Origin of the sequence: Arthrobacter sp. Soil736 (assembly GCF_001428005.1) — a bacterium.
Classification (GTDB): domain Bacteria; phylum Actinomycetota; class Actinomycetes; order Actinomycetales; family Micrococcaceae; genus Arthrobacter.
The window spans coordinates 35,470-61,014 of record NZ_LMSB01000074.1 but is presented as its reverse complement, the minus strand read 5'-3'; the positions used below and the strand labels follow the sequence as shown (position 1 = coordinate 61,014).

The 25,545-nt window shown below is 65.1% G+C and carries 27 protein-coding genes and 1 tRNA gene; 5 read left to right on the top strand and 23 right to left on the bottom strand.

All coding sequences use genetic code 11. The features are described from left to right. Positions 1-658 precede the first annotated feature (658 nt). Complete coding sequence (locus ASG92_RS26485) at positions 659-1,222, bottom strand: DUF6884 domain-containing protein (protein ID WP_200952103.1); 564 nt, start codon at positions 1,220-1,222, stop codon at positions 659-661. Between the two features lie 471 nt (positions 1,223-1,693). On the opposite strand from ASG92_RS26485, the gene ASG92_RS26480 reads away from it, so the two are divergent. Further along, the gene (locus tag ASG92_RS26480) at positions 1,694-2,176 is read left to right on the top strand and encodes a hypothetical protein (RefSeq protein WP_157372508.1); all 483 of its coding nucleotides are present in this window, start codon (positions 1,694-1,696) and stop codon (positions 2,174-2,176) included. Here ASG92_RS26480 and ASG92_RS26475 read toward each other — a convergent pair. The 6 genes from ASG92_RS26475 to ASG92_RS26450 all read right to left on the bottom strand — a co-directional run bounded on the left by ASG92_RS26475 (position 2,166) and on the right by ASG92_RS26450 (position 5,361). Beyond that, entirely contained in the window at positions 2,166-2,543 is a 378-nt protein-coding gene (locus tag ASG92_RS26475; protein WP_240987328.1) for a hypothetical protein, read from the bottom strand. The two genes, ASG92_RS26480 and ASG92_RS26475, sit on opposite strands and share 11 nt — an antisense overlap. 205 nt (positions 2,544-2,748) lie before the next feature. Continuing rightward, on the bottom strand, positions 2,749-3,255 hold the full coding sequence (locus tag ASG92_RS26470) for a hypothetical protein (protein WP_056635903.1): 507 nt from the start codon (positions 3,253-3,255) through the stop codon (positions 2,749-2,751). A gap of 46 nt (positions 3,256-3,301) precedes the next feature. Continuing rightward, positions 3,302-3,532 (bottom strand): helix-turn-helix domain-containing protein, encoded by a 231-nt coding sequence (locus ASG92_RS26465; RefSeq protein ID WP_200952102.1) that lies wholly within the window; start codon positions 3,530-3,532, stop codon positions 3,302-3,304. Further along, positions 3,532-4,170, bottom strand: coding sequence for a hypothetical protein (locus ASG92_RS26460; RefSeq protein WP_056635897.1), 639 nt, complete (start codon positions 4,168-4,170; stop codon positions 3,532-3,534). Before ASG92_RS26460 ends, ASG92_RS26465 begins: the two co-directional genes overlap by 1 nt. An 88-nt stretch (positions 4,171-4,258) precedes the next feature. Then, entirely contained in the window at positions 4,259-4,750 is a 492-nt protein-coding gene (locus ASG92_RS26455; protein WP_056635893.1) for a hypothetical protein, read from the bottom strand. Positions 4,751-4,788: 38 nt separating this feature from the next. Beyond that, entirely contained in the window at positions 4,789-5,361 is a 573-nt protein-coding gene (locus ASG92_RS26450; protein ID WP_056635891.1) for an RNase H family protein, read from the bottom strand. 152 nt (positions 5,362-5,513) lie between these two features. Here ASG92_RS26450 and ASG92_RS26445 point away from each other — a divergent pair, with 152 nt between their 5' ends. Then, positions 5,514-6,959 carry a type ISP restriction/modification enzyme gene (locus ASG92_RS26445; RefSeq protein WP_240987327.1) on the top strand — a complete coding sequence of 482 codons (1,446 nt, stop codon included), beginning with the start codon at positions 5,514-5,516 and terminating at the stop codon, positions 6,957-6,959. Positions 6,960-7,336: 377 nt separating this feature from the next. Here ASG92_RS26445 and ASG92_RS29415 read toward each other — a convergent pair whose 3' ends face one another. From ASG92_RS29415 to galU, 11 genes are all read right to left on the bottom strand, one after another. Then, positions 7,337-7,930 carry a hypothetical protein gene (locus ASG92_RS29415; protein ID WP_056635885.1) on the bottom strand — a complete coding sequence of 198 codons (594 nt, stop codon included), beginning with the start codon at positions 7,928-7,930 and terminating at the stop codon, positions 7,337-7,339. Positions 7,931-8,101: 171 nt separating this feature from the next. Next, positions 8,102-8,374 (bottom strand): hypothetical protein, encoded by a 273-nt coding sequence (locus ASG92_RS26435; RefSeq protein ID WP_240987326.1) that lies wholly within the window; start codon positions 8,372-8,374, stop codon positions 8,102-8,104. A 119-nt stretch (positions 8,375-8,493) separates the two neighbouring features. Continuing rightward, positions 8,494-8,937 (bottom strand): hypothetical protein, encoded by a 444-nt coding sequence (locus ASG92_RS26430; protein WP_240987325.1) that lies wholly within the window; start codon positions 8,935-8,937, stop codon positions 8,494-8,496. 233 nt (positions 8,938-9,170) lie between these two features. Then, positions 9,171-10,223: a hypothetical protein gene (locus ASG92_RS26425; RefSeq protein WP_056635879.1), complete on the bottom strand. Its 1,053-nt coding sequence runs from the start codon at positions 10,221-10,223 to the stop codon at positions 9,171-9,173. Positions 10,224-10,495: 272 nt separating this feature from the next. Next, positions 10,496-10,804 carry a DUF4357 domain-containing protein gene (locus ASG92_RS26420; RefSeq protein ID WP_056635876.1) on the bottom strand — a complete coding sequence of 103 codons (309 nt, stop codon included), beginning with the start codon at positions 10,802-10,804 and terminating at the stop codon, positions 10,496-10,498. Positions 10,805-11,632: 828 nt separating this feature from the next. Further along, the gene (locus ASG92_RS28840; protein ID WP_157372507.1) at positions 11,633-12,106 is read right to left on the bottom strand and encodes a hypothetical protein; all 474 of its coding nucleotides are present in this window, start codon (positions 12,104-12,106) and stop codon (positions 11,633-11,635) included. Positions 12,107-12,485: 379 nt separating this feature from the next. Next, a tRNA-Ala gene (locus ASG92_RS26410) sits at positions 12,486-12,558 on the bottom strand. A gap of 44 nt (positions 12,559-12,602) precedes the next feature. Next, entirely contained in the window at positions 12,603-13,403 is an 801-nt protein-coding gene (locus ASG92_RS26405) for an NAD(P)H-binding protein (protein ID WP_056635870.1), read from the bottom strand. A gap of 31 nt (positions 13,404-13,434) precedes the next feature. Continuing rightward, on the bottom strand, positions 13,435-14,223 hold the full coding sequence (locus ASG92_RS26400; protein ID WP_346763012.1) for a hypothetical protein: 789 nt from the start codon (positions 14,221-14,223) through the stop codon (positions 13,435-13,437). A 315-nt stretch (positions 14,224-14,538) separates the two neighbouring features. Next, the gene (locus ASG92_RS26395) at positions 14,539-15,159 is read right to left on the bottom strand and encodes a GNAT family protein (RefSeq protein WP_056635868.1); all 621 of its coding nucleotides are present in this window, start codon (positions 15,157-15,159) and stop codon (positions 14,539-14,541) included. A 6-nt stretch (positions 15,160-15,165) separates the two neighbouring features. Further along, positions 15,166-16,071, bottom strand: coding sequence for a UTP--glucose-1-phosphate uridylyltransferase GalU (galU, locus tag ASG92_RS26390; protein ID WP_056635865.1), 906 nt, complete (start codon positions 16,069-16,071; stop codon positions 15,166-15,168). A 90-nt stretch (positions 16,072-16,161) separates the two neighbouring features. Between galU and ASG92_RS26385 the strand changes: the two genes are divergently transcribed. The 3 genes from ASG92_RS26385 to cpaB all read left to right on the top strand — a co-directional run bounded on the left by ASG92_RS26385 (position 16,162) and on the right by cpaB (position 18,048). Continuing rightward, positions 16,162-16,773, top strand: coding sequence for a 5-formyltetrahydrofolate cyclo-ligase (locus ASG92_RS26385; protein WP_056636182.1), 612 nt, complete (start codon positions 16,162-16,164; stop codon positions 16,771-16,773). A 148-nt stretch (positions 16,774-16,921) separates the two neighbouring features. Continuing rightward, entirely contained in the window at positions 16,922-17,185 is a 264-nt protein-coding gene (locus tag ASG92_RS26380; RefSeq protein ID WP_056635862.1) for an FmdB family zinc ribbon protein, read from the top strand. Positions 17,186-17,301: 116 nt separating this feature from the next. Beyond that, the gene (gene cpaB, locus ASG92_RS26375) at positions 17,302-18,048 is read left to right on the top strand and encodes a Flp pilus assembly protein CpaB (RefSeq protein ID WP_082579760.1); all 747 of its coding nucleotides are present in this window, start codon (positions 17,302-17,304) and stop codon (positions 18,046-18,048) included. Here the strand turns inward: cpaB and ASG92_RS30200 are convergent. The 5 genes from ASG92_RS30200 to ASG92_RS26355 all read right to left on the bottom strand — a co-directional run bounded on the left by ASG92_RS30200 (position 18,045) and on the right by ASG92_RS26355 (position 25,524). Then, complete coding sequence (locus ASG92_RS30200; protein ID WP_240987324.1) at positions 18,045-18,281, bottom strand: hypothetical protein; 237 nt, start codon at positions 18,279-18,281, stop codon at positions 18,045-18,047. The two genes, cpaB and ASG92_RS30200, sit on opposite strands and share 4 nt — an antisense overlap. Next, on the bottom strand, positions 18,278-22,318 hold the full coding sequence (locus ASG92_RS26370) for an AAA family ATPase (RefSeq protein ID WP_240987323.1): 4,041 nt from the start codon (positions 22,316-22,318) through the stop codon (positions 18,278-18,280). Before ASG92_RS26370 ends, ASG92_RS30200 begins: the two co-directional genes overlap by 4 nt. Before the next feature lie 170 nt (positions 22,319-22,488). Further along, positions 22,489-24,078 carry a glutamine-hydrolyzing GMP synthase gene (gene guaA, locus ASG92_RS26365; RefSeq protein ID WP_056635857.1) on the bottom strand — a complete coding sequence of 530 codons (1,590 nt, stop codon included), beginning with the start codon at positions 24,076-24,078 and terminating at the stop codon, positions 22,489-22,491. A gap of 88 nt (positions 24,079-24,166) precedes the next feature. After that, a complete protein-coding gene (locus tag ASG92_RS26360; protein ID WP_056635853.1) occupies positions 24,167-24,679 on the bottom strand; it encodes a DUF3817 domain-containing protein in 513 nt (170 codons plus the stop codon). Beyond that, entirely contained in the window at positions 24,676-25,524 is an 849-nt protein-coding gene (locus tag ASG92_RS26355; RefSeq protein WP_056635850.1) for an SURF1 family protein, read from the bottom strand. The genes ASG92_RS26360 and ASG92_RS26355 overlap by 4 nt, the downstream gene beginning before the upstream one ends. Positions 25,525-25,545 lie beyond the last annotated feature (21 nt).

The window sequence follows — 25,545 nt, the reverse complement described above, 5'->3', positions numbered from 1 at the left end:
CTAGGTGTGCTCGTTCCCGGTTGGCACGTGACGGCGTACGCTGGCACGGCAAGGATTGATGGGCCCCCGATCAGTGGCAAGGCGAGTGCGACCGCGGCCCCCAGTATGCGTATTCGTTTCACTGCCTACCTCCAGCTCAAAGCGGATTGGCCGCGCTTGAAGGGCGGGCCCGGGATCTGCGTGGCTGCAGTCCGCCGGACAAATAGCCGAACGTTGCAACCGACACGGCCTGAAGGATCTGGTCCCGGTGTTCCTCGGCATAGGCGCGAATTACCACCGCGACAGCGGGCTGTCCTGCAACATCCGGCATTTCAGGCAACCCCTTGAAGGGCCGCTGCTAGGTCCGGAACAGACACTGCTTCACCTCCTGTCAGCCTTCCTACCCAAGGTGTAAGCTCCGATATTCCGCTACTGCACCGACTCCCATCAATAGAGCCCACAGCCATAGCGGCTCCTAAGGCAGACTTTTCCAGGATTCCATAAACAACCTCCAGTTGTGCCGGGCCCCCAGCTGTCGGCTTGGCTTCGCAAATATAACGGCTCAAAAACTGAGAGCGGTAGATTGCTCACCTGAGTCCAAAGGCTGCCGTTCGGACCTTGTAGAAACCTTGGAGATCGGAAAGGCGCACAGCCGCCCCGTTCCCGGGGAATGTCCAACTTATAGAGCGCGCGTTAGATCGTTTCGTGGCGGACAGCCCCGGCGGGCCGGGTCTCCCCCGATGACGTTCAGTGCGACCTTCATGGGGCCCCCGTGGCTCCCGGTGGCAAGTTGCGCGGTCAGCCAGCCGAGCTGCTGGCCGATACCGAGGCCGTGCATGGGCACCTCGGAAGGCCACTGGCTGTTCAGGAGAACGGTGCGGTACTGCTCCCCGGCGAGGGCGATGAGCTTCACGTTCTCAATTCCGGCGAACTCGACGGCCATCTGGTCCCGGACCCGGGCAGCCCACGGGTGGATAGGAGGCGTGGTCCGGTGGTTCGTGCCGAGCCGCATGTCGTACGGCTCGAGGATCTCATCAGGGTGGACGACCCCGTGCTTGGCCGAGAGGACATACCACCGGTCGCAGGTCAGCTCAGCGTACGCGGAGGCCTTCCTGAACAGCTGGGAGACGTACAGCTCGCGGGCCGGCGCGGGACGCGTGAGCTTCTGCGAGGCGCAGCCGACCAGCCCTATCGCGCAGACACCGGTCGACGTCGACGGCTTGCTGGCCGTATGAATGCTCATACCCGGAAACATGCGTAGACGACGCAGGCGGTGGTCCGGCGGACTGCTGATCTGCGGGCGGCGGCACCTGCGCAGGTGAGTAGGCTCGCACGCAGAAAGTCAGGTATCGGCCACTGGTGCCCGATCCGAACGACCAGTGTTGAATTGGAGGCGAAGCAGCCACTTCATGGCCCGCCGCAAGGGTCCGGCGGCTGCTTCACCATTTCCCGCGCGCGGTGCGTCCGGGCTGTGACCGGGCCGGCGACGAACTGAAGCCTTCTGAGACCGGGGCTTTGGTACCCCAGCCGTCGCCGGCCCTTGGGTCAGGTCGCCCGGCCAACGACTCCCTGACGACGGCGCCAGCGGCGGAAGTGGGCCGATCTTGGGCGGATCCTGCGACTCTGGGCACCATTTCTTGATGTTTGTCAGGAAGAGTGGAGACACGAGCCGCCAGCAGTGCGGTCGAGGCTACTGAACGGGATGGTGCTCCGGGTGACACGCACAGGACCGGCCAAGCCGTCATCGACGCTCCGGCGGAACGCGGCGCCGATACTGGACGAGTCTCTGCCTGTCCTGGATCCCGCCCCTCTGGCGGTCCTCGCTGACGATGCCGGGGACACGGCGGCACAAAGATTCCTGGCCGAGTACCTGGACCTGCTGCCGTCCCGGGTGTCCAAGGTTATTGGCAGCCTGACCAGCAGCGACGTGGGGGCGTCCAGGGATGCTGTGGTGAGTCTGATGGCCACGTCCGCAATGGCCGGCGCCGTCCGGATGGAGCACTACTGCCGACAACTGGAGGACAGGCTGGCGGACCGGAGGCTTCCCGACGCCGCGGCAGTGCTCGTAGAAATGTCCAAGACGTCGAGGCTGATTCTCCGCGAGGGCGGCCGGGTCCATTCAGAGACCGCTGAACCCGGCCGGGCGGCCGCCGCTGAGGACCTGGCTTCGGCGGCCGCTCCAGCTGCTATGCCTTGACGCAGAAGCCGTTGGCTTTGATGATTTCGACGATCCGCCTGGCGTCTGCCTCCGAGATGGGCTGGTCGGCAGACCGGGAGAACCGATCCTGAACCGTCATGATCTGGGCCTCTTCAGGTTCCCCCTTGAGGATTGCGCGGCAGGCGAGAGTGGCGCTGACGAAGGAGCGGGTCCCTTCGATCCTCGGGTTCACCTTTGCCAGGTCCGTCATCAGCGCCGTCTTCTGTGCCTCGGTGGGCTTGGCCATCGACAGGGCAGGAGTGGCGGCCGGTGCGGGAGTTGCAGCTGCAGAGCAGCCGGTCAGTGCCAGGACGGCGAGCAGTGCGGGGGCGATGAGCTTCTTCACGGTGACTCCAAAGGCAGACAAGGACTTTTCTCTACTCCCAAACATGCGTAGAGAACCCGTTCATGCCTGCCTGCGTCCAGAATTCACCAAAGGATTCGGAAGTAGACTCTCATCAGGCCGGCGGCGGATGAGCCCACGGGGTTGCCCCATTACCCCCGGGCTCACCCAGCCCGCCGCCGACTTCCGGCCCTGATCAGCGAGGTTACGACCGGACGAACCCCGCCGACTACGGCAGGGACAGGGCGATGGGTCCGGCCTTGGATGGGCCGCCGCATTGTTCGCTGCCGCCGACCCGCGTCCACGTCAGTTCCACGTCCCGCTCGGCAAGCACACCGCCCTCAGCATTCAGCACCCTCACGGTGGCGCCCTTCGGTGCGTTCATGGTGGCGCTGAACTGCCAGGTTCGGTCATTGACCTTCTTGCCGAAGTACGGGCTGTATGGCTTTCCGCGGACAGGAGTCCCGGGTGTTACAGGGGCAGCGGTGGCCGCTTGGCCCGCGATGGGGCCGTCGCTGGGGGTGATCGTGGATTTCGGGGCTGTGGTGGGCTGTGGAGTGACGGAGCAGACTCCGTCCGCGCAGAACTGAACCTTCGCTACATCGTCCACCCGCCCTTCCAGGACCACGGTCGCGGAGTTGCTCCAGCCGATCGCCGGACACGCCTCTGGCGTGGAGCAGCCTGCTGCTCCGGAGGCGAGGAACAGGCTCAGCGGGACGGCGTACAGCCTCTTCATGGGCCCAGCATGCCACGGGTTGGCAAGGGTGGCGGTTGCCTTTCGGTCACGTCTTTGAGCGGGTGGTTACGAGGAGGTCCCCGACCTCACATCTCAGGACGTCGCAGATCGCTGTCAGGGTGGAGAAGCGAATTGCCTTGGCTCGGTCATTCTTCAGCACCGACAGGTTCACCAGGCTCACGCCGACCTGTTTACTCAGTTCGGTCAGGGTCATGCCGCGCGCTTCCAGGAGCTCATCGAGCCGGCAGTGGATGTCGGAGGAATCGTCAGCGGGCATCAGACCAGCCCTTCCGTGTCCCGCTGCAGACGCCGGCCGTACTGGAAGACAGCAGCGACCAGCACCAGGACGATGCCGAGCATCAGGGGCGCGGCGTTGAATTCGGCCTCGAGGATCACAGACTCTCCCGGGTTGCGCCCGCTACCGGCGACCATGTCGGCCACCCGTGTCAGCGCCCATCCGTTCAGGACCTGGCCTACCGTTCCGACAAGCGCCAGGATGGCACCGCAGGCGCCGATAATCCACACGGATTTTGCTGTGAACAGAACTGCGCTGCGGAGCCTGAAGGCCAGAAGGAACACCAGTGCCTGGATGGCCAGGACACCGAGCTGGCTCAGCGCGGCGGACCACGCCAGGAGATCGGCGAGCTCTGACGGAAGACTGGGAATGGTGGCCGACAGTGCCGTGTAGTGCCCGTTGGACCCGAGCCTCAGACCGCTGGCAGCCTGGTTGGTCGAAGCAATGGGAAGCTCCAGTGTCACCGGGCCGGTGAAATAGCCGGCGATTCCAGCGACAGACAGGGACGTGGTCAGGACCGCGGCCAAGGCTGTGGCGATCATGAGCAGCGTCGCGTCCATTCTGGAAACGATCTTTTTGCCGCCTTCTTCCGGCCGGCTGGTCTTTTCTGTCAGCTTCACAATTCCCCCATGGCTTATCGAATACCGTTATTAACGGTATTCGATAAATTACCCGTCCTTGCGGTGGCCGGTCAACATGGGGGCTGGCTTACTCCTGCCGGCGGGCTTCTCGAAGTGCAGCGAGGGCTCCCGGCTCCGGGACGGGCCGTGGGATGACGGTGTTGGTTTCGGCGTCATAGTTCAGGTCGTCCCGCGCCACGATGTCCAGGTGGTGCCCGACGTTCCTGGTCCGCAGCTGGACCTGGAACTGGTTGAACGACTCGCTGATGAGCTCTACAGGGGCCACGCCGTGGACCAGGAAGCTGGTGACGGGGACGGAGCCATTGGCTTCGCCGTGAAGCTGGATCGCGTCCCAGTTGGTGATGCCCATGGAGTCTTTACGGACGGCGTAGACATACAAGCCGTCCTTGCTGGTCAGGTCCGATCCCTGGAAGTCGAAGCCGATGATCCACCATTCGTCCGGGTCGAGCCCGACTACCTCGTAAGGGGTCCGGTGGCCAGTGGTCTGGTGTTCATCGGCGGCGGCTGTGCCCGTCCAGTCGCCGTAGCTGGATCGGGCAGTCTTCAGGATTTCAGTCATGAAGGAAGCCTATCCGTGGCGGTCAAAACGGGTGATGCTTAGGCTGCCGCGAGCAAGGTACGTCCGCCGACGAGGTTCTTCGCGTCTTCGCGAACCGATGCAATCATCCGGGCGTTGGTAAGTTCGTCGACGCCCATTTCCCGGTTCCGGCGCGCCAGCACCGCGAGGCGGTCGGCCAGTTCATTGAGGGGATGGCCGTTGTGGCCGCGGACCCATTCGTAGGAGATGTTCACGCCGCGGGCCGAGCCCAGGATGCGCTTGCATTCCGCGATGGAGTCGGTGTCATCGAAGGGCTGGAGGGTGCCAGTGGAGACCCGGTCCAGGACCTCCAGGGCGGCCTTGGAGTCGGTGAGGACCTTCAGGTCGCCGACGCCTTCGCGCAGGACCGGGTGGTGGCCCAGCGTGGACTGGAGTCCGCGGCGGATCGCGGCCAGTTCACCGGCGCGGATGCCGCCGTGGGCGCTGACAGATGTGTAGGCGCCCAGGATCGGATCGGCACCGTTGGCGTAGGCCAGGACGTAGCCGCAGCCGTTGACGGTCTTGCCACGGCCCCGCGAGGAGTCGCAGGCCAAGACCAGACCGGAGACGAGCCCGCGCTCTACCTCGGCCACAGCTTCCCGTGCCGATGCCAAAGCACCCGGAGGGGCGGTCAGGTCGGTGACCGGAAGCTCGGACTTGGCGCGGAGCAGCTCCGCGGTGGCCCAGTCGCCGGTGAAGTCCCGGGCCGGCGGCCACGGCCCCTACCGCATCAAACAGACCAACTATGCCAAATTGCGAAGGGCCCGGAAACGGCGTCCTCGTTTGGCCGACCCGTCTACCCTGCGCATCGATCCAGTGGAATTCCGGGGGCTTGGGACCAGTTACTCGCAGCCAGAAAGGCATCAACAGCCTTGCCACAGCCGTGAGTCTTATTCGTCGTCTTCGGCCGCCAAACGCAAGACGTTATCGGACGTTTGCCGATCCAATCTTCCATCAAGGACTCTCTGCACACCACCGCAGCGACCTGACGGAATCGTTCACCCCGCTGGGGCCAACGTCAGGTGGGCCATCGATATTCAACCTGTCGTCAAACGGGATTACGACCGCCCGCGACGCCTGGGTATACAACTCCTCTCGCGAGAAACTCCTCGGCCAAATTGAACGGACAGCTGAGACCTACAAGGAGGCCATGGAAACCGGGGTGCCGACCGACGACGCATCACAAATCAGTTGGTCCCGGGCGTTGAGGCGGAAGCTCGCCTCGGGCGTTGAGCTTGAAGTCAACAATTCCAGTGTGCGCTCCGCCAGCTACCGCCCCTTCAACAGGGCGAACGTGTACTTTGACCCGCAGCTGATCGAAGTACAGTCCAAGATGCGTACCATCTACCCTTCGAAGGCCACTCATAATCTCGGGTTCTACGTTGTTGGCGCGGGATCGGACAAGCCATTTTCAGTGCTCATGACGGACTCAATTCTTGACATCGCTTTTTGGGGATCGAGCTCAGGAAATTACTTCGCCCGCCATACCTTCCAGGAAGGCTCCTCACAGGAGAGCGACCTCCTCTCGGAGCTGAATATAGAATCCGGTGACCAGCCGATTGACAACATCTCAGAAGACGCCCTCCGGGACTTCCGCGAGTCGTACGGCCCGAATGTCAGCAAGGACGACGTCTTCTTCTACGTTTACGGACTCCTGCATTCCCCGGAGTACCGGACACGTTTTGAGGCCGACCTCGGAAAGATGCTCCCCCTCATACCGAAGGTTGCAGGCATCGACGGCTTCAGGGCTTTCGTCGACGCCGGTAAGGATCTCTCCGACCTGCACATCGGATACGAGTCGCTGGAGCCGTACGCGCTGGATGAGGTCGCCACGGCCATGTCGGTGGACCAGGACGACTACGCACGATATTCGGTCACGAAGATGAAGTACGGCGGCAAGGCCCCGGCCTGGGACAAAACAAGGATTATCTACAACGCGCAGATCACTCTGGCGGGCATCCCGGAGGACGCCCACCGCTACATGCTCGGCTCCCGCTCGGCGGTGGACTGGATCATCGAGCGGTACCAGGTGAAGACGGACAAGGCCTCCGGGATCGTCAATGACCCCAACGACTGGTCGCGGGAGCAGGGTCAGCCCCGCTACATCATCGACCTGATCGGACGGATTGTGACGCTAAGCCTGGAGACAAACCGGATCGTGGATGGTCTCCCCGGGCTCGGCCTGGACTAGCGCTGTTCGGCTTTGTGCACACGGTCGGTTTCACGGCCCATTTGGGTGCCAAAGGCAGCGATGACTGCGGCCTCCGTCAGGGCCGCCGCGAGGATGCACAGCCAGTAGACGGACGGGCAGTGCAACCCCCGAGGAGATACCGTCACCACCGCCTATAGCCCGATTGGAGCAGCCAGGCAGTACACCGGCTCGAAAGGGCACCGTGTCACCCGTGCCGAGCTCTCCAAGCTCCAGCAGGAGCTATGGGACGCCCAGCGGAAGCTGCAGAACCGGATGGCAAAGGCGACGGCAGCGGCCGGTCGCGGCAAAACCAACCGCGGCAGCTTCGCGTCGGCCCTCCACGCGGAGCCGACGATCCGGCTCTGACAGCAGCCTGGTCAGCGCGCGCGCATCTCGCGGGACAGTCCGAGGCCCATGACGATGAGGACTGGGGTCGCCAGGAGAACCGTGAAGAAGAGAATCGCCCCGCCTGCGAAAGGGATCGCCATGAGCGCCGCCAGCAAGGCAAAGCCGGCGAAGCTGATGGAGGTGATCGGGGCACCGCGGGTATTTCCGCGCTGCATCGCCAGAAGCACGATCCCGGCAGCGATGTTGCCCAGGGCGGCGATCAGCAGGAGGAGCCCCGCGATCGCGTTGGCGTGGAACCCGGCACCGGAAGCGAGCAGCAGGACGAAGCCCAGCACGATACCGACGATGCCTGCTGCAAGCCGGAAGCCGGAGGACCTTGGCTTCAGGGCTGCCGGTGACCACTGCGGGGCGAACTGCTGAGGCGGGTAGGGAGCGTACTGGGGCTGACCGTACTGCTGCTGGCTATAGGGCTGCTGCGGTGCATACGGCTGCTGGCCGTACTGGGCCGGCGGTGCCTGGTTGTACTGAGGCGGCTGGCTGTTAGGAAACTGTCCGGGTGCCTGGAACGGCTCGCCTTCGGGCGTCTGCGGTGCCGGTGGAACCGGCGGGTAGTTATCGGTCATCGAATCCCCCATGAAGTAGTGGCGTTCGGGTCAGATTACATGTGCCCAGCCTTTGCGCGGAGCAGTTTTCAATCAAGGCTTCCGCAGGTTTCTCGCTGCCTCTGCGCACCGTCCATTCGCGGGCACAAGCAAGCCCCGTACCAGCGGTGGTCCTGGGCTTGGCTTCTCTGCTTACCGCTCGATGCTGACGCTTAGATCCAGGTGGATGTTCTCGCTGGCGAGACGGTCCTGGAGGTACTGGGAGAGGCTCGCGTCGGTTGCGGTGTGTGGGCCTTTTGGAGCGGCCCCGCGGAAGACGGCCTGGGTGTTCGTTGACCTGATCATGTCCAGGGGAGTCCACCGGAGATGTCCGTCGGTCATCCGCTCAATGTCGGTGCGGAAGGTGCGGCGGTGGTCGTCAAGGACGGAGGCGCGCATGGAGAAGGGAATGAAAGCTATGGGCAAGAGAGTCCTTTCGAGCGAGGCAGCCAGCGGTCGGCGCCTCATTAGCAACAAGCCCAAACAGCCCCTGCTATTCCCTCTCAGGTCCGAAGGAGGCGGGAGTCACTGATGACTATCAGTTGCTAAGCCGGCAACGGGCTGACGTGCACGATGATCACCTGGACGTCCTTCGAGCCGTCGTAGCGGAGATCGTAAGTGACCTGCAGTCCGGTCGACGTGCCGGGTGCCAAGGCGAAGTCGCTCTTGTCATCGGGTCGGTTCGAGGTGGGTTCGATCCACTGTTCCGCCGATTCGCTGTTGATGCCGTAGCGGTCCACACCGTCCCGGATCAGGACGGTGTAGTCATCCAGCGATTCGGCCGTGAGGAAGTACGTGACCTCGGTGAAGTCGGATCGGGTGTTCATGCCGTTGAGGCGCAACCGGTCAGTCTTGGCACGGACAAGGCCCGTGGGAGCTTCAATGGTCAGCTCCATCACGCCGTCGTCAATGCTGACACTCGGTGCCTGGCTTGTTCCGTCCTCCAAGCCGACACTTCGTTTCGTCAGCCAGCCGCTCGTCATATCCAAGCGTGCGATCTTTGACGCCTTGATCTGCTCAATTCCGGCCGCATCCAAGTTCGAGAAGACCTTGGCCCCGGACGGAGGTGAGACTGTCGACGTTGGAGTGGCACCACCGTAGGGCACGACGCAGCCAGTCAACAGGACCGGTACTGCCAAGAAAATAGCGGCAAGGCGCTTCATGGTATCCCCAAAAAGTGTGATGGTCAGACGTGCAGAGCGGACAACAAGACTTCTGGCCCTCAAGCCAGCCTGCGCAGCTCGATGGCCTGGTAGTCGCCGTGGCGACCCGTCCGGAGCTCCACGCAGTCGATCACCCAACCAAGCGCGATGGCCTCCGCGTGGAGTTCTGCCAGGACCGTATGGTCCGGGCCCTGGATAATCGCGGAGTTGTACTCCTGCGCCCCTGCGAGGTTGGCGGTGAAAGACCAGCCCGGCCCCAACGGATCGAATTTTCTACCCAGCCGGATCGTGCCCGCGGCGGGTCCGATGAACAGTGAGTCACCCCAGGGAAAGGCCGATACGGGCTCGAACTGGGAGGCCTCCATGCTTTCGAACAGGGGCTCCAGAACTTTCCGCCACTCGGACGTCGGGGTCCCCCTGAGGTCCAGGTGCCGGATGAAGTGCGGAAACTCCCAGCCTGCGGTCCGGGCCAGGTAACGGCCGCCGTCCACGACCGCCAGGCCGAGGACTTCCCCGCCCTCCAGGGTCCACGTGAGATTGTGGACGCCAGGCCTGTACCCGTCTGTCCGGATGGCGCCCAGCCGGGGCTTCTTCCGCGGTGCCGCCGGTTTCTTCGCCGCAGTCCGGACGACGCCGGGATGTCCCGCAACGGCGTCTGCAATGGCGTCAACCAGAGCGGGAACAGCGGCCATCGTCAGAGTCCCGGATTCCGAGACCACATCCCACTCCCCTATCGCCTCCAGTCCGCCGAGACGGAGCCGCACGACCCGCCACCCAACCGCGGCCAGCAGCTCATTGCGTGAACGGTCCTGAGCCACCCGGTCATTGTGGATGTAATCAGGGTCTACCTCGATGCAGACTTTGGTACCGGCCACCATGAGGTCGGGAGTGAGGACGGGGTACTTGTTGCGTTCCTGGTCGTAACCGCACTGGATGCCCAGGCGTTCCTCTGTGAGGTCAACGCCGGCCTCCTTCAGCTTCGCCCGGACCTGTTCCTCCAGCTTGGAGGTCTCGCTGTTACCGGGCAGCAGGGTGCCGCTGGGGTGGGCTGGTTCGGCCGGTTTTAGCCGTGGCTTGCTGACGATCTTCGGCACTGCTTCCCCCTCGTGCATGCTGACATTGCTGGTGTGCAATCTATCCCAGTGAAGCTTGGCTCACGTACATCGGCCGGGAGTGGTCCGGCTCCGTCCTGTGCTCGCGCCGCGCCCATCCCAGGGAGCCCCAGAAGTCGTCCGCGCCCTCGGAGAAAGCTACCAGCGGATGCCCTCCTAACGGTCAGCGATCAGCTGGACGCTATCGGTTCCGAGGCTGCGGCGGCATTGGTCCTCGGAGACCACAAGAAAGGAGACCGCAAGAAGGTGGAGACCCTCAAAATTGGCCTCTACTAGGCCTCGGCCAGCTTTTTATCCTCGATCTGCTGAAACGTCAGCCCTGCGGCATTCTTCCACGTCACTCGGCCATTCATGCTGGCTCCGACCATCGCGGCGGCCGCGGTGCTCGGGCTGCGGAACAGGTGGTCTTTCAGCAGCGTATAGGTGCCGTTATGGACCGCCGCAATCCCCTGATCGGTTAGCCGCTGACGATAGTTGAGGATGGACGTCGCCGCCGATGGTGCGGCCTCCGAACGACCATAGGACCCGGCTAGCACCACGATCCCCTCCGGCGTCGAATACCCCCGGAGCTCTACTTCCAAGCGATATTTCCACCCGTGAGGCGATCGAGGACGTCCAAAGACCATCGCCGACTCATCCGTCACCATCTGCGGACCGAAGTGCCGGGGCCTGCCCATCCTCGGCGAGGAAGAGGGCACCTGTCTGAATGGGTTTGAGGCAGCGGGCGAGGCGTACGAGACGTTCTACCTGCGCGGAACCAAGGTGCCGCCCTACCCGGACATGTGGACGTTCTGCAGACCGAGAACAAGCCCTACGACGTCGTCGTCACCGACATCCTAATCCCGCAGCGGTTCGATCCCTGGACTCCACCACGGGCGCCGTTCGAAGTGACGGGCGCTGGGACAACTGGGCCGCCGGTGTGGACCTGTTCGAGAGGGCGGTGCGCCCGCTGACCGAGGACGAGAAGATCGCCCTGGAGCTCCACGTCCAAGCTATGCAACCTACGCCTGCAGAACAGGAAACGCTACCTCCAGATCAGATCAAGAACCTACGCATTGAGGGCTCTTAGGCCCTCTTCGCCCGAGACTTGCTGGTCTGGATCACAGTCCATGGCCAGACACCGAAGATGATCATGGCTGCAATCATTGCGCTTGTGCCCCAAAATCCAAGAGATTGACGAGCGGTGTGACGGTCGAGGTATAGCACTTTATCGCTGAACCAAGACAAACCCACTTTTCTGTTGTCTCGGCTGCGCCTCCTAGCAGGAGTGAGTTGGAAAGAATCGCCAACCCGACCGACCCTCCAATGCCCAAGGTGTGGAAAATGATGTTGTCCCAAACAGGATTCAGCCTGGTCGCCAAGATACCCCTAAGAATGCATGAGCCGATGGACGATCCGTCCAGGCTTTGTCACTGTATTCGTAAGATCACCCCAGCAACGGAATCGGCGCGAAATTCGCTGACTGTTACCACGAATACCCCGGATCTCAGGCGTCCCTTCGCTTCACGGACACGAGGGCCCCGGTCAATGCCGCGGCTGACCAGCCGAGCACGACGAGTCCTCCCTGGGTTTGGGTCAAGGCATCCGGCAGGGTCTGGATGGCGACCATCTCGATGCCGGCCGAGGAGGGGGAGGTAGCGGCTGATGTCCATGAAGAGCTCGTTCTGGCCCGACAGGATCGCGAGCACAATTGGGGCGACGATCAGCAGTACCAGAGTGGTCATGATGCCGCCGGCGCTGTTCCGCAGGAGGGTTCCGATGCCCAGGCCCTGGATGGCGATCAGTGCCAGGTAGGGCCCGGTGCTGAGGGTGCGCGGAATGACGCCGTCTGCGGTGATTGCGTAGATCAGCCCTTGGGCTCCAGCATGGCTGGGCCACCGCATAGGAGATGAGGGCCGCCGCGGCGCCCACGATGAACGAGACTGCGGCGATGACGAGCGTCTTGGCCAAGACGGCTGTGAGCCGGCGTGGGCACTACGGGCAGGATGGTGTTGACCGTCTGGGTGCCGTATTCGGAGCCGACCTGCATGGTGGCCAGGGATGCGATCAAGAACTGGGCGATGGCGGTGGCGACAGGGACCCTGCGAGCTAGAAATTTAGAGGGCTTCAGGCGACGGCCTCTACGCTTTGTGCCTTCTCGTCTCACTACAATCAGACCCATGACTATCTCAGCCACGGCTCTTGCAGACACAGTTTTGGCGGCAAAGTGTTATCAAAGTGTTTATGCAGGGGATCCGAAGATGCAGAATCCCCTGCAATTCGTGGAGCTAAGGGGATTCGAACCCCTGACCTCTTCGATGCGAACGAAGCGCTCTACCAACTGAGCTATAACCCCGGGGCGCCACTGCCAGATGCAACCGCAACGCCGGTTTCCTTAGGCTACAAATTTTCCGTCCGCTTTTCCAGCCAGCCTTCGAATGTCTCGCGTCCGTGGCCTTCCCCGGGCGCCAGGTTCTTGCCTCCGGCCAGGAATTTGCCCATGGGGCCAGGCAACGGAAACCCTGCCACAACTCCCCTGGCGCCCGTGACGCGCTTCCACGTGCGGGCCAGGGCACTCATGTCTTCGATCTCCGGGCCGCCGACCGTCCTCAGGCTGTGCCGGTCGCCGGCCGGCGGCTCCACCGCCGCTTCCAACAGTGCAGTGGCCACATCGGCCGGGGAAATCGTCTGGAACCGGGCGCCCCTTATCACGGGAATCAGCCCAATCCAGGACCCGGCAGCGAACAGCCGCGCCACGAGGCTGTGGAACTGTGTGGCGCGCACTGTCACGGTTTCGAGCTGCGAACGTGCGTACACCCGTTCCTTGTCCGCCTTCGACCGGTAGAACCTGTAGGTGCTCTGATCGCAGTTGATGATGGAGAGGAGGACCGCCCGCCCAACGCCGGCCTCAAGTGCCTCTGCAAGCAATAACGCGCCTCCGGCGGCAAACTGCCTGAGGGCTTTGCCTGATTGCCCCTCAAGGCAATCGACGACGACCTCGGCACCCGCCAGCGCTTCCGCCAACCCTTCGCCGGTGGTGACGTCGGCACGGAAGTACGTGGCGCCGTCGTGGTGTTCCGGAGAACCTGCCGACGGCGGGTTGCGGCTGAGGACGGCGACGGCGTGCCCGCGGGAAAGCGCCTGGCGCACCACTTCGCGGCCAACCTGGCCAGTGCCGCCGGCAACACTGATACGGGTCATGGTCTGAGGCTACACTCGGCGCGGGCGCGAGCTATGCGCGGCGGCGCTGCAGGACGTCGTCCAGGTTGCTCAGCGCGCTCTGGGCCTTGGTCAGGGGCCGCGCGGGGCCCGCATTCGGCGATGCGACGGCGGGCGCAGCGGCAGGGCCCTGCTTGAGCGAAGGCTTGCCGACGGCCTTGGGAGACTCCGGCAGGTCGAGGGGTTCGGGAGCTGGGCGCTCTGCCTTCGCGGCCTCAACGTAGGTCGGCTTCGGAACGTCTACTGGCTCCCAGCTGGTGTTTTCAGCCGTAGCCGGGTCCGCCGTTGCCGGTCCGCCGGCAACCTGGGCGCTGTTGTCTCCCGCTGCAAGGGCCACTGCCAGGGCGGCCTCGCGGAGTTCCACCGCCGTCAGGGGCTTGGGCTGGGGAGCCGCGGCTTCGGCGTCGAAGAGGGTACTTTCGCGCTGGACCGCGACTTCAACGGACGGGGCAGGACCCGAGTGCCGCTCCGTGCGGGGACTGCCTTCAGCCCGCGAACCCATGGCTGCGCTGAATGCGGCGTTCATCTTTTTCCGGCGGTCCCGGACGGCGAGCCGTCGCAGAAGCACGACGGCGGCGGCGCCGGTCAGGAACGCCAGCGCGGGGAGCCAGGGATTCCCAATGCCGAAGATCCGCAGGACGCCGCTCACCACCGCGGTGATGACGGACAGCAACCCGGCGAGGGCGATGGCTGTCCGCCCGTAGCGGATCCGGAAGGCCCCGCCGTCGTTAGCGGCCGTCCGGCCGCCGGACGTGGCCGGCGTGAAGCCTGCTGCGGATTCGCTGCTCTTCCTGGTGTCCATGCGTTTCTCCTGCTGGGCGGTCATATGTGCGACCCTCCCGGCTTGCGGGTTTGCAGTTCCGGCGTCAACGGTCTCCATCATCACGTCACCGGCAGCCTGGAACTGATGCCGGCGGTTGCGGAGCACGTAAGGGGCAACCCATATGATCCAGAGCGCAACAGCAACCACAAGGATGACTGAGCTGCTAAGGGGGAAGTCCACATACAAAACCGTATGAGGAATAGGCGACCGGGTGTGGCATTCATCTCGGTGTGTCGCGGGCGGGCTCTCAAATCAATGGACTTATGCCAGAGGAGTTGCCTGGCGCCGGGACCCTCAGGCCGGCCTGTTGCGAAGCCACGGGCCGAGAAGTCCGTCCGGAACTTCCTCTGAGGTCAGCGCGAACGTGCGGTGGTCCGCCCATTCCCCGTTAATGTGCAGGAACCGGGGCCTGTACCCCTCGTCGCGGAAGCCGAGTTTCTCCACGACACGGAGGCTGGGACCGTTTTCCGGCCGGATGTTGATTTCCATCCGGTGCAGACCGAGCGTCCGGAAGCAGTGGTCCGTAACCATGGCGACAGCAGTGGGGGCGATCCCCTGCCCCGCCCTGGCCTCATCCACCCAATAGCCAAGCGTTGCCATCATGGCCGAGCCCCACACGATGGAGGACACCGTGAGCTGGCCCACGATGACCGGGTCGCGGAACCCGGGGGTCCAGGCCGTGATCAGGAACGGCAGGGCGGTGCACTGGGCCGCCTGGGCGTTCAGGGACTTCACCATCTGCCGGTAATCGGGCAGCGCGCCCCCCGGCGCAGGGTTGGATGCCTCCCAGGGTGCAAGCCACTCGCTGTTGCGCGTACGGACCTCTGTCCATTCCTTGCGGTCACGGTACCGGATGGGACGCAGAACGATGTCCCCGCACTCCAGCGTGACCGGCCAGATGTGGCTGACCCTCATGGAAGGTTACTTGTTCAGTCCGGCGGTGAACTCCGGCAGCCACTCACGCAGGCCGGGGCCAAGGTCGTCGCTGTCAATGGCGAGCTGGACACAGGCCTTGAGGTAGCTGAGCTTGTCGCCGGTGTCGTAACGCCGGCCCCGGAAAATCACGCCGTACACGCCATAGCCGTCTCCATTGCTGGCAGCCAGTTCCTGCAGCGCGTCCGTGAGCTGGATTTCGCCGCCGCGTCCGGGGGCGGTCCGTTCGAGCACATCGAATACGGCGGGGTGGAGCACATACCGCCCGATGATCGCCAGGTTGGAGGGTGCCTCGTCGACGTCCGGCTTTTCCACGAGCTTGTTGATCCGGACAAAGCCTTCGCCGTCGATCGCGGCAACATCGGCGCAGCCGTAGGCGCTGATCTGGGACGGATCCACTTCGATGAGGGCCACAACGGAACCGCCGGTCTTGGCCTGGACCTCGATCATGGTGCTCAGCAGTTCGTCGCGGGCATCGATCAGGTCGTCACCCAGCAGTACGGCGAAAGGTTCGTTTCCCACGTGCTGGCGGGCGCGCAGGACAGCGTGGCCCAGTCCTTTGGGGTCGCCCTGGCGGACGTAGTGGATGTCCCCCAGGTTGCTGGCTGCCTGGATCGACTCGAGCTTGGCGGTGTCGCCCTTGGCCTCCAGAGTCGCCTCCAGGGCCGGAACCCGGTCGAAGTGGTCCTCGAGGGCGCGCTTGTTGCGTCCGGTGATCATCAGGACATCGCTCAGGCCGACCTTGACGGCCTCCTCGACGACATACTGGATCGCCGGCTTGTCGACCACCGGCAACATCTCCTTGGGCATCGCCTTCGTGGCGGGCAGGAACCTGGTGCCGAGGCCCGCTGCGGGGATGACGGCCTTGCGGACTGAACAATTAGTGGAAGTCACTCGACTAATCTATCGGAGGGAACATTCATACGGTAAATGCTTCCGGCAGCGGCCCGGCCGGACTCCCGCCACGACGAAGGACGGCCCGCCATGTCACCAGAGAACCAGACGGCTAAGGATGAGATCCGCGCGAGGCACCGGAAGCTGCGGACTGGCCTGCCGGCCGACGCCCGGTCGGACGCCGCGGACGGCATTGCCGCCCATGGCCTGGCATGGGCCGAGATGGTCGCGGACGGCAGGCCGGCGACGTTCACCGCCTATCTTGGCGTCGCCTTCGAACCACCAACGCTCCGCCTGATCACCGCTCTCCACGAAGCCGGACACAGCGTGCTGCTTCCTGTCTGCGAACCGGACCGCGCCCTGAGCTGGGTGTTTTGGAATCCAGCCACCGAATTTGTCCGCAGCAAGTACGCGCCTATCCAGGAGCCGGCCGGAGAGCGCCACGGCCTCGAGGTCATCAAGGAGGTGGCTGCAATGTTCCTGCCCGCGACGGCTGTGGACTTGAGCGGGAACCGGATCGGGCAGGGCGGCGGATACTTCGACAAGTTCCTGGAGGCGGCGGACGCCGCCGGCCTGCACGCCCCCAGGGCCGCCGTCATCTACGACGCGGAACTCCTGCCCGCTTCCACTATCCCGGCTGAAAGCTTCGACCGGCCCGTCGATGCGGTTCTGACGCCCTCGGGCATAGTCCCGCTGGCGTGAGGGCCGTCTCGGCAAGGTGATAGAATTGGCACTCAGGCCCTGCGACTGCTAATGGGGTAATTTCCGCCGCGGACGTCCGTCAAGGAACGTCCGGGAGATGAAGCCTGGCAGCACGGGACCTGTCGTTTGTCCAAGAGGAGGATCCACAGTGCCCACGTATGCCTATGCCTGCAAGGATTGCAGCCATGCCTTCGACATCGTGCAGTCATTCACTGACAGCACTCTGACGTCCTGCCCCGAGTGCGAGGGAACCCTTCGCAAGAAGTTCAACACCGTCGGTGTTGTCTTCAAGGGATCCGGGTTCTACCGGACGGATTCGCGCGACGCCAAGGGCAGCACGGTCGCGCCGACACCCGCCGCTTCGGCCCCTGCGGCCCCTGCCGCCGCTCCGGCCGCTTCCGCCGCCAGCTGACCCCGCCCGGATGTCCGTCCGGCGGATGTCCACATACGGGACCCTGCGCGGGCCGCTTTCCACATAGGGCAACTACCGCCTGTCGTTCAGTGGTACAGGATCCGTAGCGTGGCAGCATGCCAGCTACCGGAATTCTCCCCCTAAGGACCTCCCGTCCCGCAGGACGCTCCAGCCGACGCAGCGCGCTGCCCGGAAGGTCAGGCCGCCCGCCCCGCCGTGCCCTGCACCTTGCAGGCTGGCTGACCCGCAACCGCCGCCTCGCCGTGGCGCTGCTGCTCTGTTTGGCCGCAGGCATAGCCGTCCACCAGCTCACTCCCGCCCCCGCACACACCGTCCGGGCCATCGCCGCGGCGCGGGACCTGCCGGCCGGAGCGGCACTGGGCGGCGGCGACGTGGCGGCGGTCAGCATCCCGCCGTCTTTGCTGGCTGCGGGGTCCTTCACTGAAACCTCAGGTCTGGAGGGAAAACAGCTGGCCGCCCCTCTCCGCAAGGGGCAGCTGCTCTCGGACGCCCAACTCGTGGGCCCCGGTCTGCTCACAGGAGCTCCGCCGGGCTCGGCCGCAGTGCCGTTGCGCATGGCGGACCCTGCGTCCATCCGGCTGGTCTCCCCCGGCCAGCTCGTAAACGTCGTGCTGACGAATGGCAACGGCTACGAGCAGGCGTCTTCAGCCAAAGTGCTGGCCAGCTCAGTGCCGGTGTTGTGGACGTCAGGTCAAGAGGGCCAGAGCGGTCAGTGGCTCGGTACTTCCGACTCGGAGGGCCTGATAGTCGTAGCGGCCACGCCAACCCAGGCCAGTGCCCTGGCGGGCGCGTCCACCCAGGGAAAGCTGTTCTTCGTACTCGTGGGCTCCGCAGGCGGTTAACCCCAGTGAGGGGGCCTCTGCTCCTTCAGCCACGCATCGTGGTCATTGTCGGAGCCGGAGTCGCCCCAGGCCCGGGGATCGTCCTCTGATGCCTTGTTCGGCACCACGCCCGCCGGTTTCACCGGCGCGGAGGCCTTCTTCACCGACGCGGAGGCCTTCTTCACCGGCCCGGGGGTCTTCGAAGGGGCGGCGTCGTCCTTCCGGGAGTCATCATTCAGTGCACCGGCGTTCACTGCGTGCCGTCCTTCCTGTTCGCGGTATCACCGTCGTAGTCGTTCTCAAGGCCATTTTCGGGGGCATCTTTGAACTCTTCGCCGGCGTTGCCGTCGGCGAACGCTTCCGGCCCGGCCACGAAGTCCACCCCGCCGGGGCCCACACCCTGGTCTTCACGCTGGTCCTCGCCATCGTATGAGCCCTCGTAGTCTTCTTCGCGGCCCTCGTAGGGCCCCTCGTCCAGGTCGCTGACGTCGTCGTCCAGGAAGCCCGGCGATCCCACGGACCGGAGCGGAAGCGCTGGCTTCTCGAGTCCGAGGTAGCCGCCGATCCGGTCGGCGCAGGCCGACGGATCCGTGAAGACTTCGATCGTCCACAGTGGCATGTACCGCCAGCCGAGGCGCTCCAGCAGCTGCGGGCGCAGCCTGCTCCGTTCTCGCACCGTCATCTGCCGGTACTGCTCGGTCCCGTCAGACTCGATGGCCACCGGCCGCGGAATCTCGGCTGCGTCCTGGCCCATGGTGCTCAGCGGGTCGGCCGCGGCCACGACGTCGATGACGCCGTCGTACTGGTGCCAGACACGTGCCCCGCGGGCCCGTAGCCGGTCGCCAAGGTCTGCCACGAGCGGATCCGCCCCGAGCGCCTGCTCGCTGGCGGCCGCCCGGGACGCCGGAGTTCCGAGATCCGTGTTGCCTGAGATCTCGCGATCCAGCAGTTCATACAGATCAACCGCCCCATGGGCCAGCCGGGTCCGGTCAAGGTCTTCCGGCTTGAAGCACGTCAGGACATGCAAGGACTGCCGGGCGCGGGTCATGGCCAGGGCGAACTTGGCCCGGCCGCCCTCGGCGGACAGCGGACCAAAGTTGTGCAGGGCGCGGCCATGGGGAGTCCGGCCGTAGCCCGGGGAGAAAATCACGTGGTCGCGGACCAGCCCCTGGGCGCGCTCCAGATCCACCACCCGGAAGGATTCATCCCCGGCGGTGAAGAATCCGGCGAGCGTCGGATGATTGGGCAGCTGCAGCCGGATGGCCTCGCCGATCCTCGCGGCGTGCCGGAGGCTGGCCGTGACGACAGCCAGCGTTGTGCGCGGCCGGAGGCGTGCGTGCTCGAACACCAGCTCCACCACGCGGTTGACCTCTGCCACCACCGACTCCACGCCCTCGTGATCGGCGCTCGGCAGCCCCGTGCCGTCGGGAAGGTACTCCACGAGCAGGGCACGGTCCAGCCCCGTGGCGGACTGGCCTTCGGGCAGACGGCGGAGGCTGCCGTCGTAAAAGCCCTTGCTCAGCTGCAGCACCAGATCCTCGTCAACGGCGCGGTAGACGGAGCGCAGGCGCCACGTCGGCAGGACCCGCGCCAGCGCGGTGTAGGCGCTTTCAACGCCCTGGTGCGACTGCTCGCCGGCGGCGAGCCGCTCGACCGCGACGGAGAAAGTGCGCGGGCTCGCGATCTTGTCGTCCCCGAAGGCAATGACCTGCTTCGCCCGGGCCACTGCCGGCAGGACAGCCTGCAGCGACGTCGCCTCGGCATCCAGGATGACCACGGCGTCGAAGTTCCGCTCGGCGGGGAGCAGGCCCGTCATCAGGTACGGGCTCACCGACCAGACAGGAACCAGCATGGGAACAAGTTCCGGCGCCTGGGCAGTCAGCGCCGCCAGGGTCACCCGCCCGTCCTTGAGCAGGCTCCTGAGGAGGTCCGCCTGGCGGGGGTTCTCGGCGATGCCGGCGCGCCAGCGCTCGGCAAGCTGCCACCAGAGCCGTCCGGCGCCGCTGGCGATATGGGCGTTGTCGGCAAGCCTGTACTCGGCTTCAAGCTGGCGGAGGGCGTCGCCGTCGGACATGGCGAGGTAGTCATCGCCGCTGATCATCGCTTCCAAGGCGGACTGCCACCAGGCAAGCTCGAGCTCCGCGGCAACGGACTCGGCCGGGACCTCGCGCTCCGAGAGGTCCGCCAGCAGTTCGCCCAGGCCGTGCTCGCGCATGTTCTCGATCAGCAGGGTGCGCTCCGGCAGCGTCTTGAGCGTCTGGGTGTCGGCGACGAGCCGTTCCAGCCGCTCCATGAGTTCCGGGTAGGGCGTCGTTTCCAGCGATCCGCCCGCCGCAGTGTGCCGCAGGGCATCGCCCAACAGCTTCAATTCACGGGTCAGCCCCCGGTACATGAGGGTGATCTCGGCCAGTCCCGAAGGCACCGCGGGATGGCGCTGCGTGGTGGCGTACCCGGCCCACTGTGCGCGCTGTTCCTGCACCAGCACCAGTGAACTGTGAAGATCGGCGATGTACACGCCGGGCCGGACGTACTCCTTGGCCACCCTGCGCAGGCGCGAACGCTGCATGGACGCCATGTCGATATTGTGCTCACGGCGCCAGGCGGATGATGCGGTGGCGGAGATGAGGTCGTGCACGGGCCGGTCGAAGATATCGGGCGTGAATTTGTCCAGGCTCTCCCGGACAGCGACCAGCAACTTGAGCTGGGAACCCCATTCGGCAAAGGTCGTCCCGAGGCGGATCTCCGCGTGGCCGGCCACATCCTTCATGCGCTCGTTCAGCAGCGGCAGCTTCTTCTCGACGGAGCGCGCCAGTTCCTGCGCTTCCTCCGTCTCCTTCCGTGTCACCAGCCGGGCGCCGTGCCAGGGGCTCGACGTGGAGGCGCTGCTGAAACTGCCGAGTTCCGCCGCGCGCTTCAGCCGGCCGGCGAGTTCTTCGCGGTCCCTGATGCTGTCCAGCACACTGCGCTTCAGGCGGACCGTGGTGGCCGGGGCGGGCTGGAGCGCGGTCAGCTCCGCCAGCGACTGCATCGCCTGGTACGGCGAGCAGCCCCAACGTTTGCGGACGTTATGCAGCGACGCCACGTGGTCCATCAGGGCGTGCCGGTGTTCGACCAGCGTCTTGTGCAGGCTGCCCAGCCGAGGCTCGCTGGATTTCTCGTTGCGCACGATGGCCCGGACCAGCTGGCCCTTGAGCTGCTGGGGCGTTGCGCTGCCGGACAGCTGGAACAAGATGGACTCCAGGCCCAGGTCTTCGAGCCGGCCGGCCACTTCGTTGAGGCTGGCGCGCCGGTCCCCCACCACGAGGACAGTCTTGCCTTCGTCCACCAGAGCGCCGACGGTGTTGATCGCCGTCTGGGTCTGGCCGGTTCCGGGCGGGCTGCTGACCACCAGCGAGTCCCCTGCCCGGACGGCGTCAATCACGTATTGCTGGTCCGCGTCCGCATCCAGCAGGAGGAGCTCGCTGGCGGGGTCGCGCTCGTCCACGCTCGGGAAGCGGCCGGGCTGCAGCGCGGGCACATCGACGACGTCGCCCGAGGCAGCCCGCGCCAGCGACGCCACGAGCGCGTTCTGCTGGTTGATCCAGGGGTCGTCCAGGTTGCCGGAGAGGTCCGCGAACGTGGAGACGAGCAGGTTGTGCTCCACCTCGGCCCCGTGGATCGGCTTGACCAGGGTGCTCAGCCGGTCCAGCACGGGCTGGGGGTCAAAGCGCGCTGTGCTGTAAGCCATCCGGGTCACGGCGTTGACGTCGAACACGATGCCGTGGACGGACTTCAGGTGCCGGATCAGGGCCGGATTGATCCGGGCCTGTTCCGTAAGCTGCAGCTCGTAGTCACCTTCGCCGGGGCGGATGGTGAGGGAGATCGCGGTCAGCATGACCGGCGCCGAGACCCGCTGCGGCTTACCCCCGACGGCCGACGTCCACACCACGGTGCCGGCCGAAAAGTAGCCGGCCTCGATGCCGCGGTCATTGGCCAGTTCGAAAATCTTGGAGCGCAGGTTCCGGGAAGCCCGGGCTGCCACAACATACTGCTGCTGGTCACGGATCAGCGTGGAAAGCCGGGTGCGGCGCCCGGCCATGAGCTGCGCAAGTCCGGACGGGTGGGCATTGGTGAGGTCGATCGAGCCCTCGGGGGTCTTGGTGAAGCGCAGCATGGTGTCCGCCCCGGTAACGGGCTTAAGCCCGGACAGCCACTTCCTGAGCTCCTCCGAACCCTCGGAGTCGACCTGACCAACTGACACTACTGCCTTCTTTTCTGCGCTTGCACGTGACGCCTTGGACCATACGGGCATACTTTCGAGCGTAGCCGCAAACGGCCACCGGTGAGAGACCGCAACACTGGAACGGGCTAAGTTGCGGCGGATTTCGCACGGGCTCCCGCATTGCCGAACCAAACAGCCACCCGGACGGCCGGACAAAGCGAAGTGGCCGGCCTCCTTGCGGAGGCCGGCCACTCAAAACGCTATTCCCACTCGATGGTTCCCGGCGGCTTGCTGGTCACGTCCAGCACCACGCGGTTGACGCCTTCCACCTCGTTGGTGATCCGGTTCGAGATCCGGGCCAGCAGGTCATACGGGAGCCGTGACCAGTCGGCCGTCATGGCATCTTCGGAGGAGACCGGGCGCAGCACGATCGGATGGCCGTAGGTACGGAAGTCGCCCTGGACGCCGACGCTGCGGACGTCCGCCAGCAGCACCACCGGCATCTGCCAGACGTCGTTGTCGAGTCCCGCGGCGGTCAGCTCGGCCCGGGCGATGGCGTCAGCCTTGCGCAGTAGGTCCAGGCGTTCCTTGGTGACTTCTCCGACGATCCGGATTCCCAGGCCGGGACCGGGGAACGGCTGGCGGCCCACGATTTCCTGCGGCAGGCCCAGCTGGGCTCCGACGGCGCGGACCTCGTCCTTGAACAGGGCGCGCAGCGGCTCAACGAGCTCAAACTGCAGGTCCTCGGGCAGGCCGCCCACGTTGTGGTGGCTCTTGATGTTCGCAGCGCCTTCGCCGCCGCCGGACTCGACGACGTCCGGGTACAGCGTGCCCTGGACCAGGAACTTGATCTTCTCGCCGTGGGCCGCGGCTTCGGCGATGATGGCCAGCTCCGCTTCCTCGAAGGCACGGATGAACTCACGGCCGATGATCTTGCGCTTGGTTTCGGGATCACTGACTCCTGCCAGCGCGGCCTGGAAGCGTTCCTGCTCATTGGCCACGTAGAGCTTCACGCCTGTCGCGGCGACGAAGTCCCGTTCAACCTGTTCGGCTTCGCCTTCGCGGAGCAGTCCGTGGTCCACGAACACACACGTCAGCTGGTCGCCGACTGCGCGCTGGACCAGAGCGGCAGCGACCGCCGAGTCCACGCCGCCGGAGAGGCCGCAGATAACCCGGGCATCACCGATCTGCTTGCGGATGCGGTCAACTTGCTCTTCGAGGATGTTGCCCGTGGTCCAGTTGGGTTCCAGCTTGGCGCCCTTGAACAGGAAGTTCTCCAGAACCTGCTGGCCGTAAGCCGAGTGCTTGACCTCCGGGTGCCACTGCACGCCGTACAGGCACTTTTCCTCGTTGGCGAACGCGGCCACCGGAGCGCCGGCGGTGGTTGCCAGGACGTCGAAGCCCTCGGGTGCTTCCTGGACGGAGTCGCCGTGGCTCATCCAGGTGTTCTGAAGTTCAGGCACGCCGGACAGGATGGACCGGGCACCGCCCACTGCGGTGGCTTCGGTGGAACCGTACTCACGAAGTCCGGTCTGGGCCACCTTGCCGCCGAGCGCGTTGGCCATCGCCTGGAAGCCGTAGCAGATACCGAAAACCGGGATGCCGGCTTCGAAGAGGTCGGCTCCGACCTTCGGGGCGCCGTCCGCGTACACGCTGGAGGGTCCGCCGGAGAGGATGATGGCGGCGGGGTTCTTGGCCAGGAGCTGCTCGGTGCTGTAGGTATGCGGAACCACTTCCGAATACACATTCGCTTCCCGGACGCGGCGGGCAATCAGCTGCGCGTACTGGGCACCGTAGTCAACAACCAGCACCGGCTTCTGGGAAGTTTGGGATGCAGTGGGAGTAGTCACCGTCCTAGACTACTTTGCACCGCTGCCCCGACGCATCTTGAGGGGGCCCGCTGTGACGCATGAAACTCCGGCGCGCCGGCAGCAGGGCCTAGTAGCGGCTGACCGCCTGGGGGTTGGCTGCCAGCTCGGCTTCAACTTCGGCGTGGAACTTCTTCTCGACGATGAAGGAGAGGAACGGCACCACGCCGCCCAGTGCCAGCAGGACCATCTTGGCGAACGGCCAGCGCATCAGCGTCCAGAGCCGGAAATTCGACATGAGGTACACCACGTACATCCAGCCGTGGACAATCAGCACAGCCACGGACACGTTGAATCCGTTGAGCACGCCCTTGGGCTCGGCCTCGGCAAGACCGAACGCGAACGGCTGGCCCGTCAGGGCGTTGGTCCCGCCCGCGAACAGGTACTGGCCGAAGGCGTAGCGCGCCACCAGCTCCGCGCACAGCAGCAGCAGCATGCCGCCCGTGAGGTACGCCATGACCTTGTAGAACTTCAGGGCCGAACGAATCTGTGCTTCCGTTCCGCCGAAGCGTCGCTTCTTCGCCGCTCCTGAGCCCGTCTGGTTCGACGGCTGCGGCTGGATGGCAGGCTTGGGTTCGATCATGGCTGTACCTTTTGTTGGGTCGGGTCCGGTTGGGTCGTGTCTGCTGGTGTGTGGCCGCCGCCGTCGTCTTCGTCGTCCTCCAGGCTGCGGCGGTAGTCATCCTTGACCAGCCGCCACCAGATGAAGAGGGCAAACCCGGCGAAGACGATCCACTCCACCGAGTAGAAGAGATTCAGCCAGTTGACCTTGGGGGGCGGCGGCTGCGCGCCGATGCTCAACGGTTGAAGACCACTGCCGGCGGCGGCAGCACCGACGTCGGACGTTCCGGAGAGTTCGGCGGTCGCCGAAACAAAAGCCGGGTAGCTGGTGACGTTCCAGATGTTGATGAGTTCGGCGACGGAGACGGCGGAAGCCTGTCCCGGGGCGGGAGCCTTGTTGGGAACCGGCGCCTCGGACGGCAGGAGCCGTCCGGTCAGCCGGATGGTGCCCGACGGCGGGTCGGCGGCTTCCGCGGGATCGGCGATCCATCCGCGCGCCACCGGTATCCAGGTTTCCGGGGAGGCGGAGGCGCCCTTGAGCACGGGGGCATCCGCGACGGCGAACGCCGTCACCACCCAGTATCCGGTCTTGCCGTCCTTGAGCCGGCCCGGAACGAGGACCTGCTTGGAGCGGTCATAGGTGCCCGTGGCGGTCAGCATCTGGTCGGCCGCCGAGCCCCGGAAGAATTCGCCGGGTTTCAGGGTCTCGGTCAGGCTCTTGACTTCCTCGGTGGTGGGGCTGACAGGCACCTCGGGCTGGGTGGACCGGCCGAACTGCCACTGGCTCAGCAGCACGAAGACACCCGAAATGACGATCGCAAAGACGAGGCCTGCGATCCACCGGGGCTGGAGGGCTGTTTTCCACACCCCTTAACCGTACTTCGTCCC

What these genes read in the sequence shown, in the direction of transcription:
- ASG92_RS26395 (WP_056635868.1), bottom strand. Translation starts at nt 15,159, where the DNA reads ATGAGGGTCAGCCACATCTGGCCGGTCACGCTGGAGTGCGGGGACATC.
- ASG92_RS26485 (WP_200952103.1), bottom strand. Translation starts at nt 1,222, where the DNA reads ATGAGCATTCATACGGCCAGCAAGCCGTCGACGTCGACCGGTGTCTGC.
- ASG92_RS28840 (WP_157372507.1), bottom strand. Translation starts at nt 12,106, where the DNA reads ATGCGGTGGCCCAGCCATGCTGGAGCCCAAGGGCTGATCTACGCAATC.
- ASG92_RS26360 (WP_056635853.1), bottom strand. Translation starts at nt 24,679, where the DNA reads ATGATCGAACCCAAGCCTGCCATCCAGCCGCAGCCGTCGAACCAGACG.
- ASG92_RS26445 (WP_240987327.1), top strand. Translation starts at nt 5,514, where the DNA reads ATGCCAAATTGCGAAGGGCCCGGAAACGGCGTCCTCGTTTGGCCGACC.
- cpaB (WP_082579760.1), top strand. Translation starts at nt 17,302, where the DNA reads ATGCCAGCTACCGGAATTCTCCCCCTAAGGACCTCCCGTCCCGCAGGA.
- ASG92_RS29415 (WP_056635885.1), bottom strand. Translation starts at nt 7,930, where the DNA reads ATGACCGATAACTACCCGCCGGTTCCACCGGCACCGCAGACGCCCGAA.
- ASG92_RS26385 (WP_056636182.1), top strand. Translation starts at nt 16,162, where the DNA reads ATGTCACCAGAGAACCAGACGGCTAAGGATGAGATCCGCGCGAGGCAC.
- ASG92_RS26455 (WP_056635893.1), bottom strand. Translation starts at nt 4,750, where the DNA reads ATGACTGAAATCCTGAAGACTGCCCGATCCAGCTACGGCGACTGGACG.
- ASG92_RS26400 (WP_346763012.1), bottom strand. Translation starts at nt 14,223, where the DNA reads ATGGACACCAGGAAGAGCAGCGAATCCGCAGCAGGCTTCACGCCGGCC.
- ASG92_RS26370 (WP_240987323.1), bottom strand. Translation starts at nt 22,318, where the DNA reads ATGCCCGTATGGTCCAAGGCGTCACGTGCAAGCGCAGAAAAGAAGGCA.
- ASG92_RS26405 (WP_056635870.1), bottom strand. Translation starts at nt 13,403, where the DNA reads ATGACCCGTATCAGTGTTGCCGGCGGCACTGGCCAGGTTGGCCGCGAA.
- ASG92_RS26465 (WP_200952102.1), bottom strand. Translation starts at nt 3,532, where the DNA reads ATGCCCGCTGACGATTCCTCCGACATCCACTGCCGGCTCGATGAGCTC.
- ASG92_RS26470 (WP_056635903.1), bottom strand. Translation starts at nt 3,255, where the DNA reads ATGAAGAGGCTGTACGCCGTCCCGCTGAGCCTGTTCCTCGCCTCCGGA.
- ASG92_RS26425 (WP_056635879.1), bottom strand. Translation starts at nt 10,223, where the DNA reads ATGCACGAGGGGGAAGCAGTGCCGAAGATCGTCAGCAAGCCACGGCTA.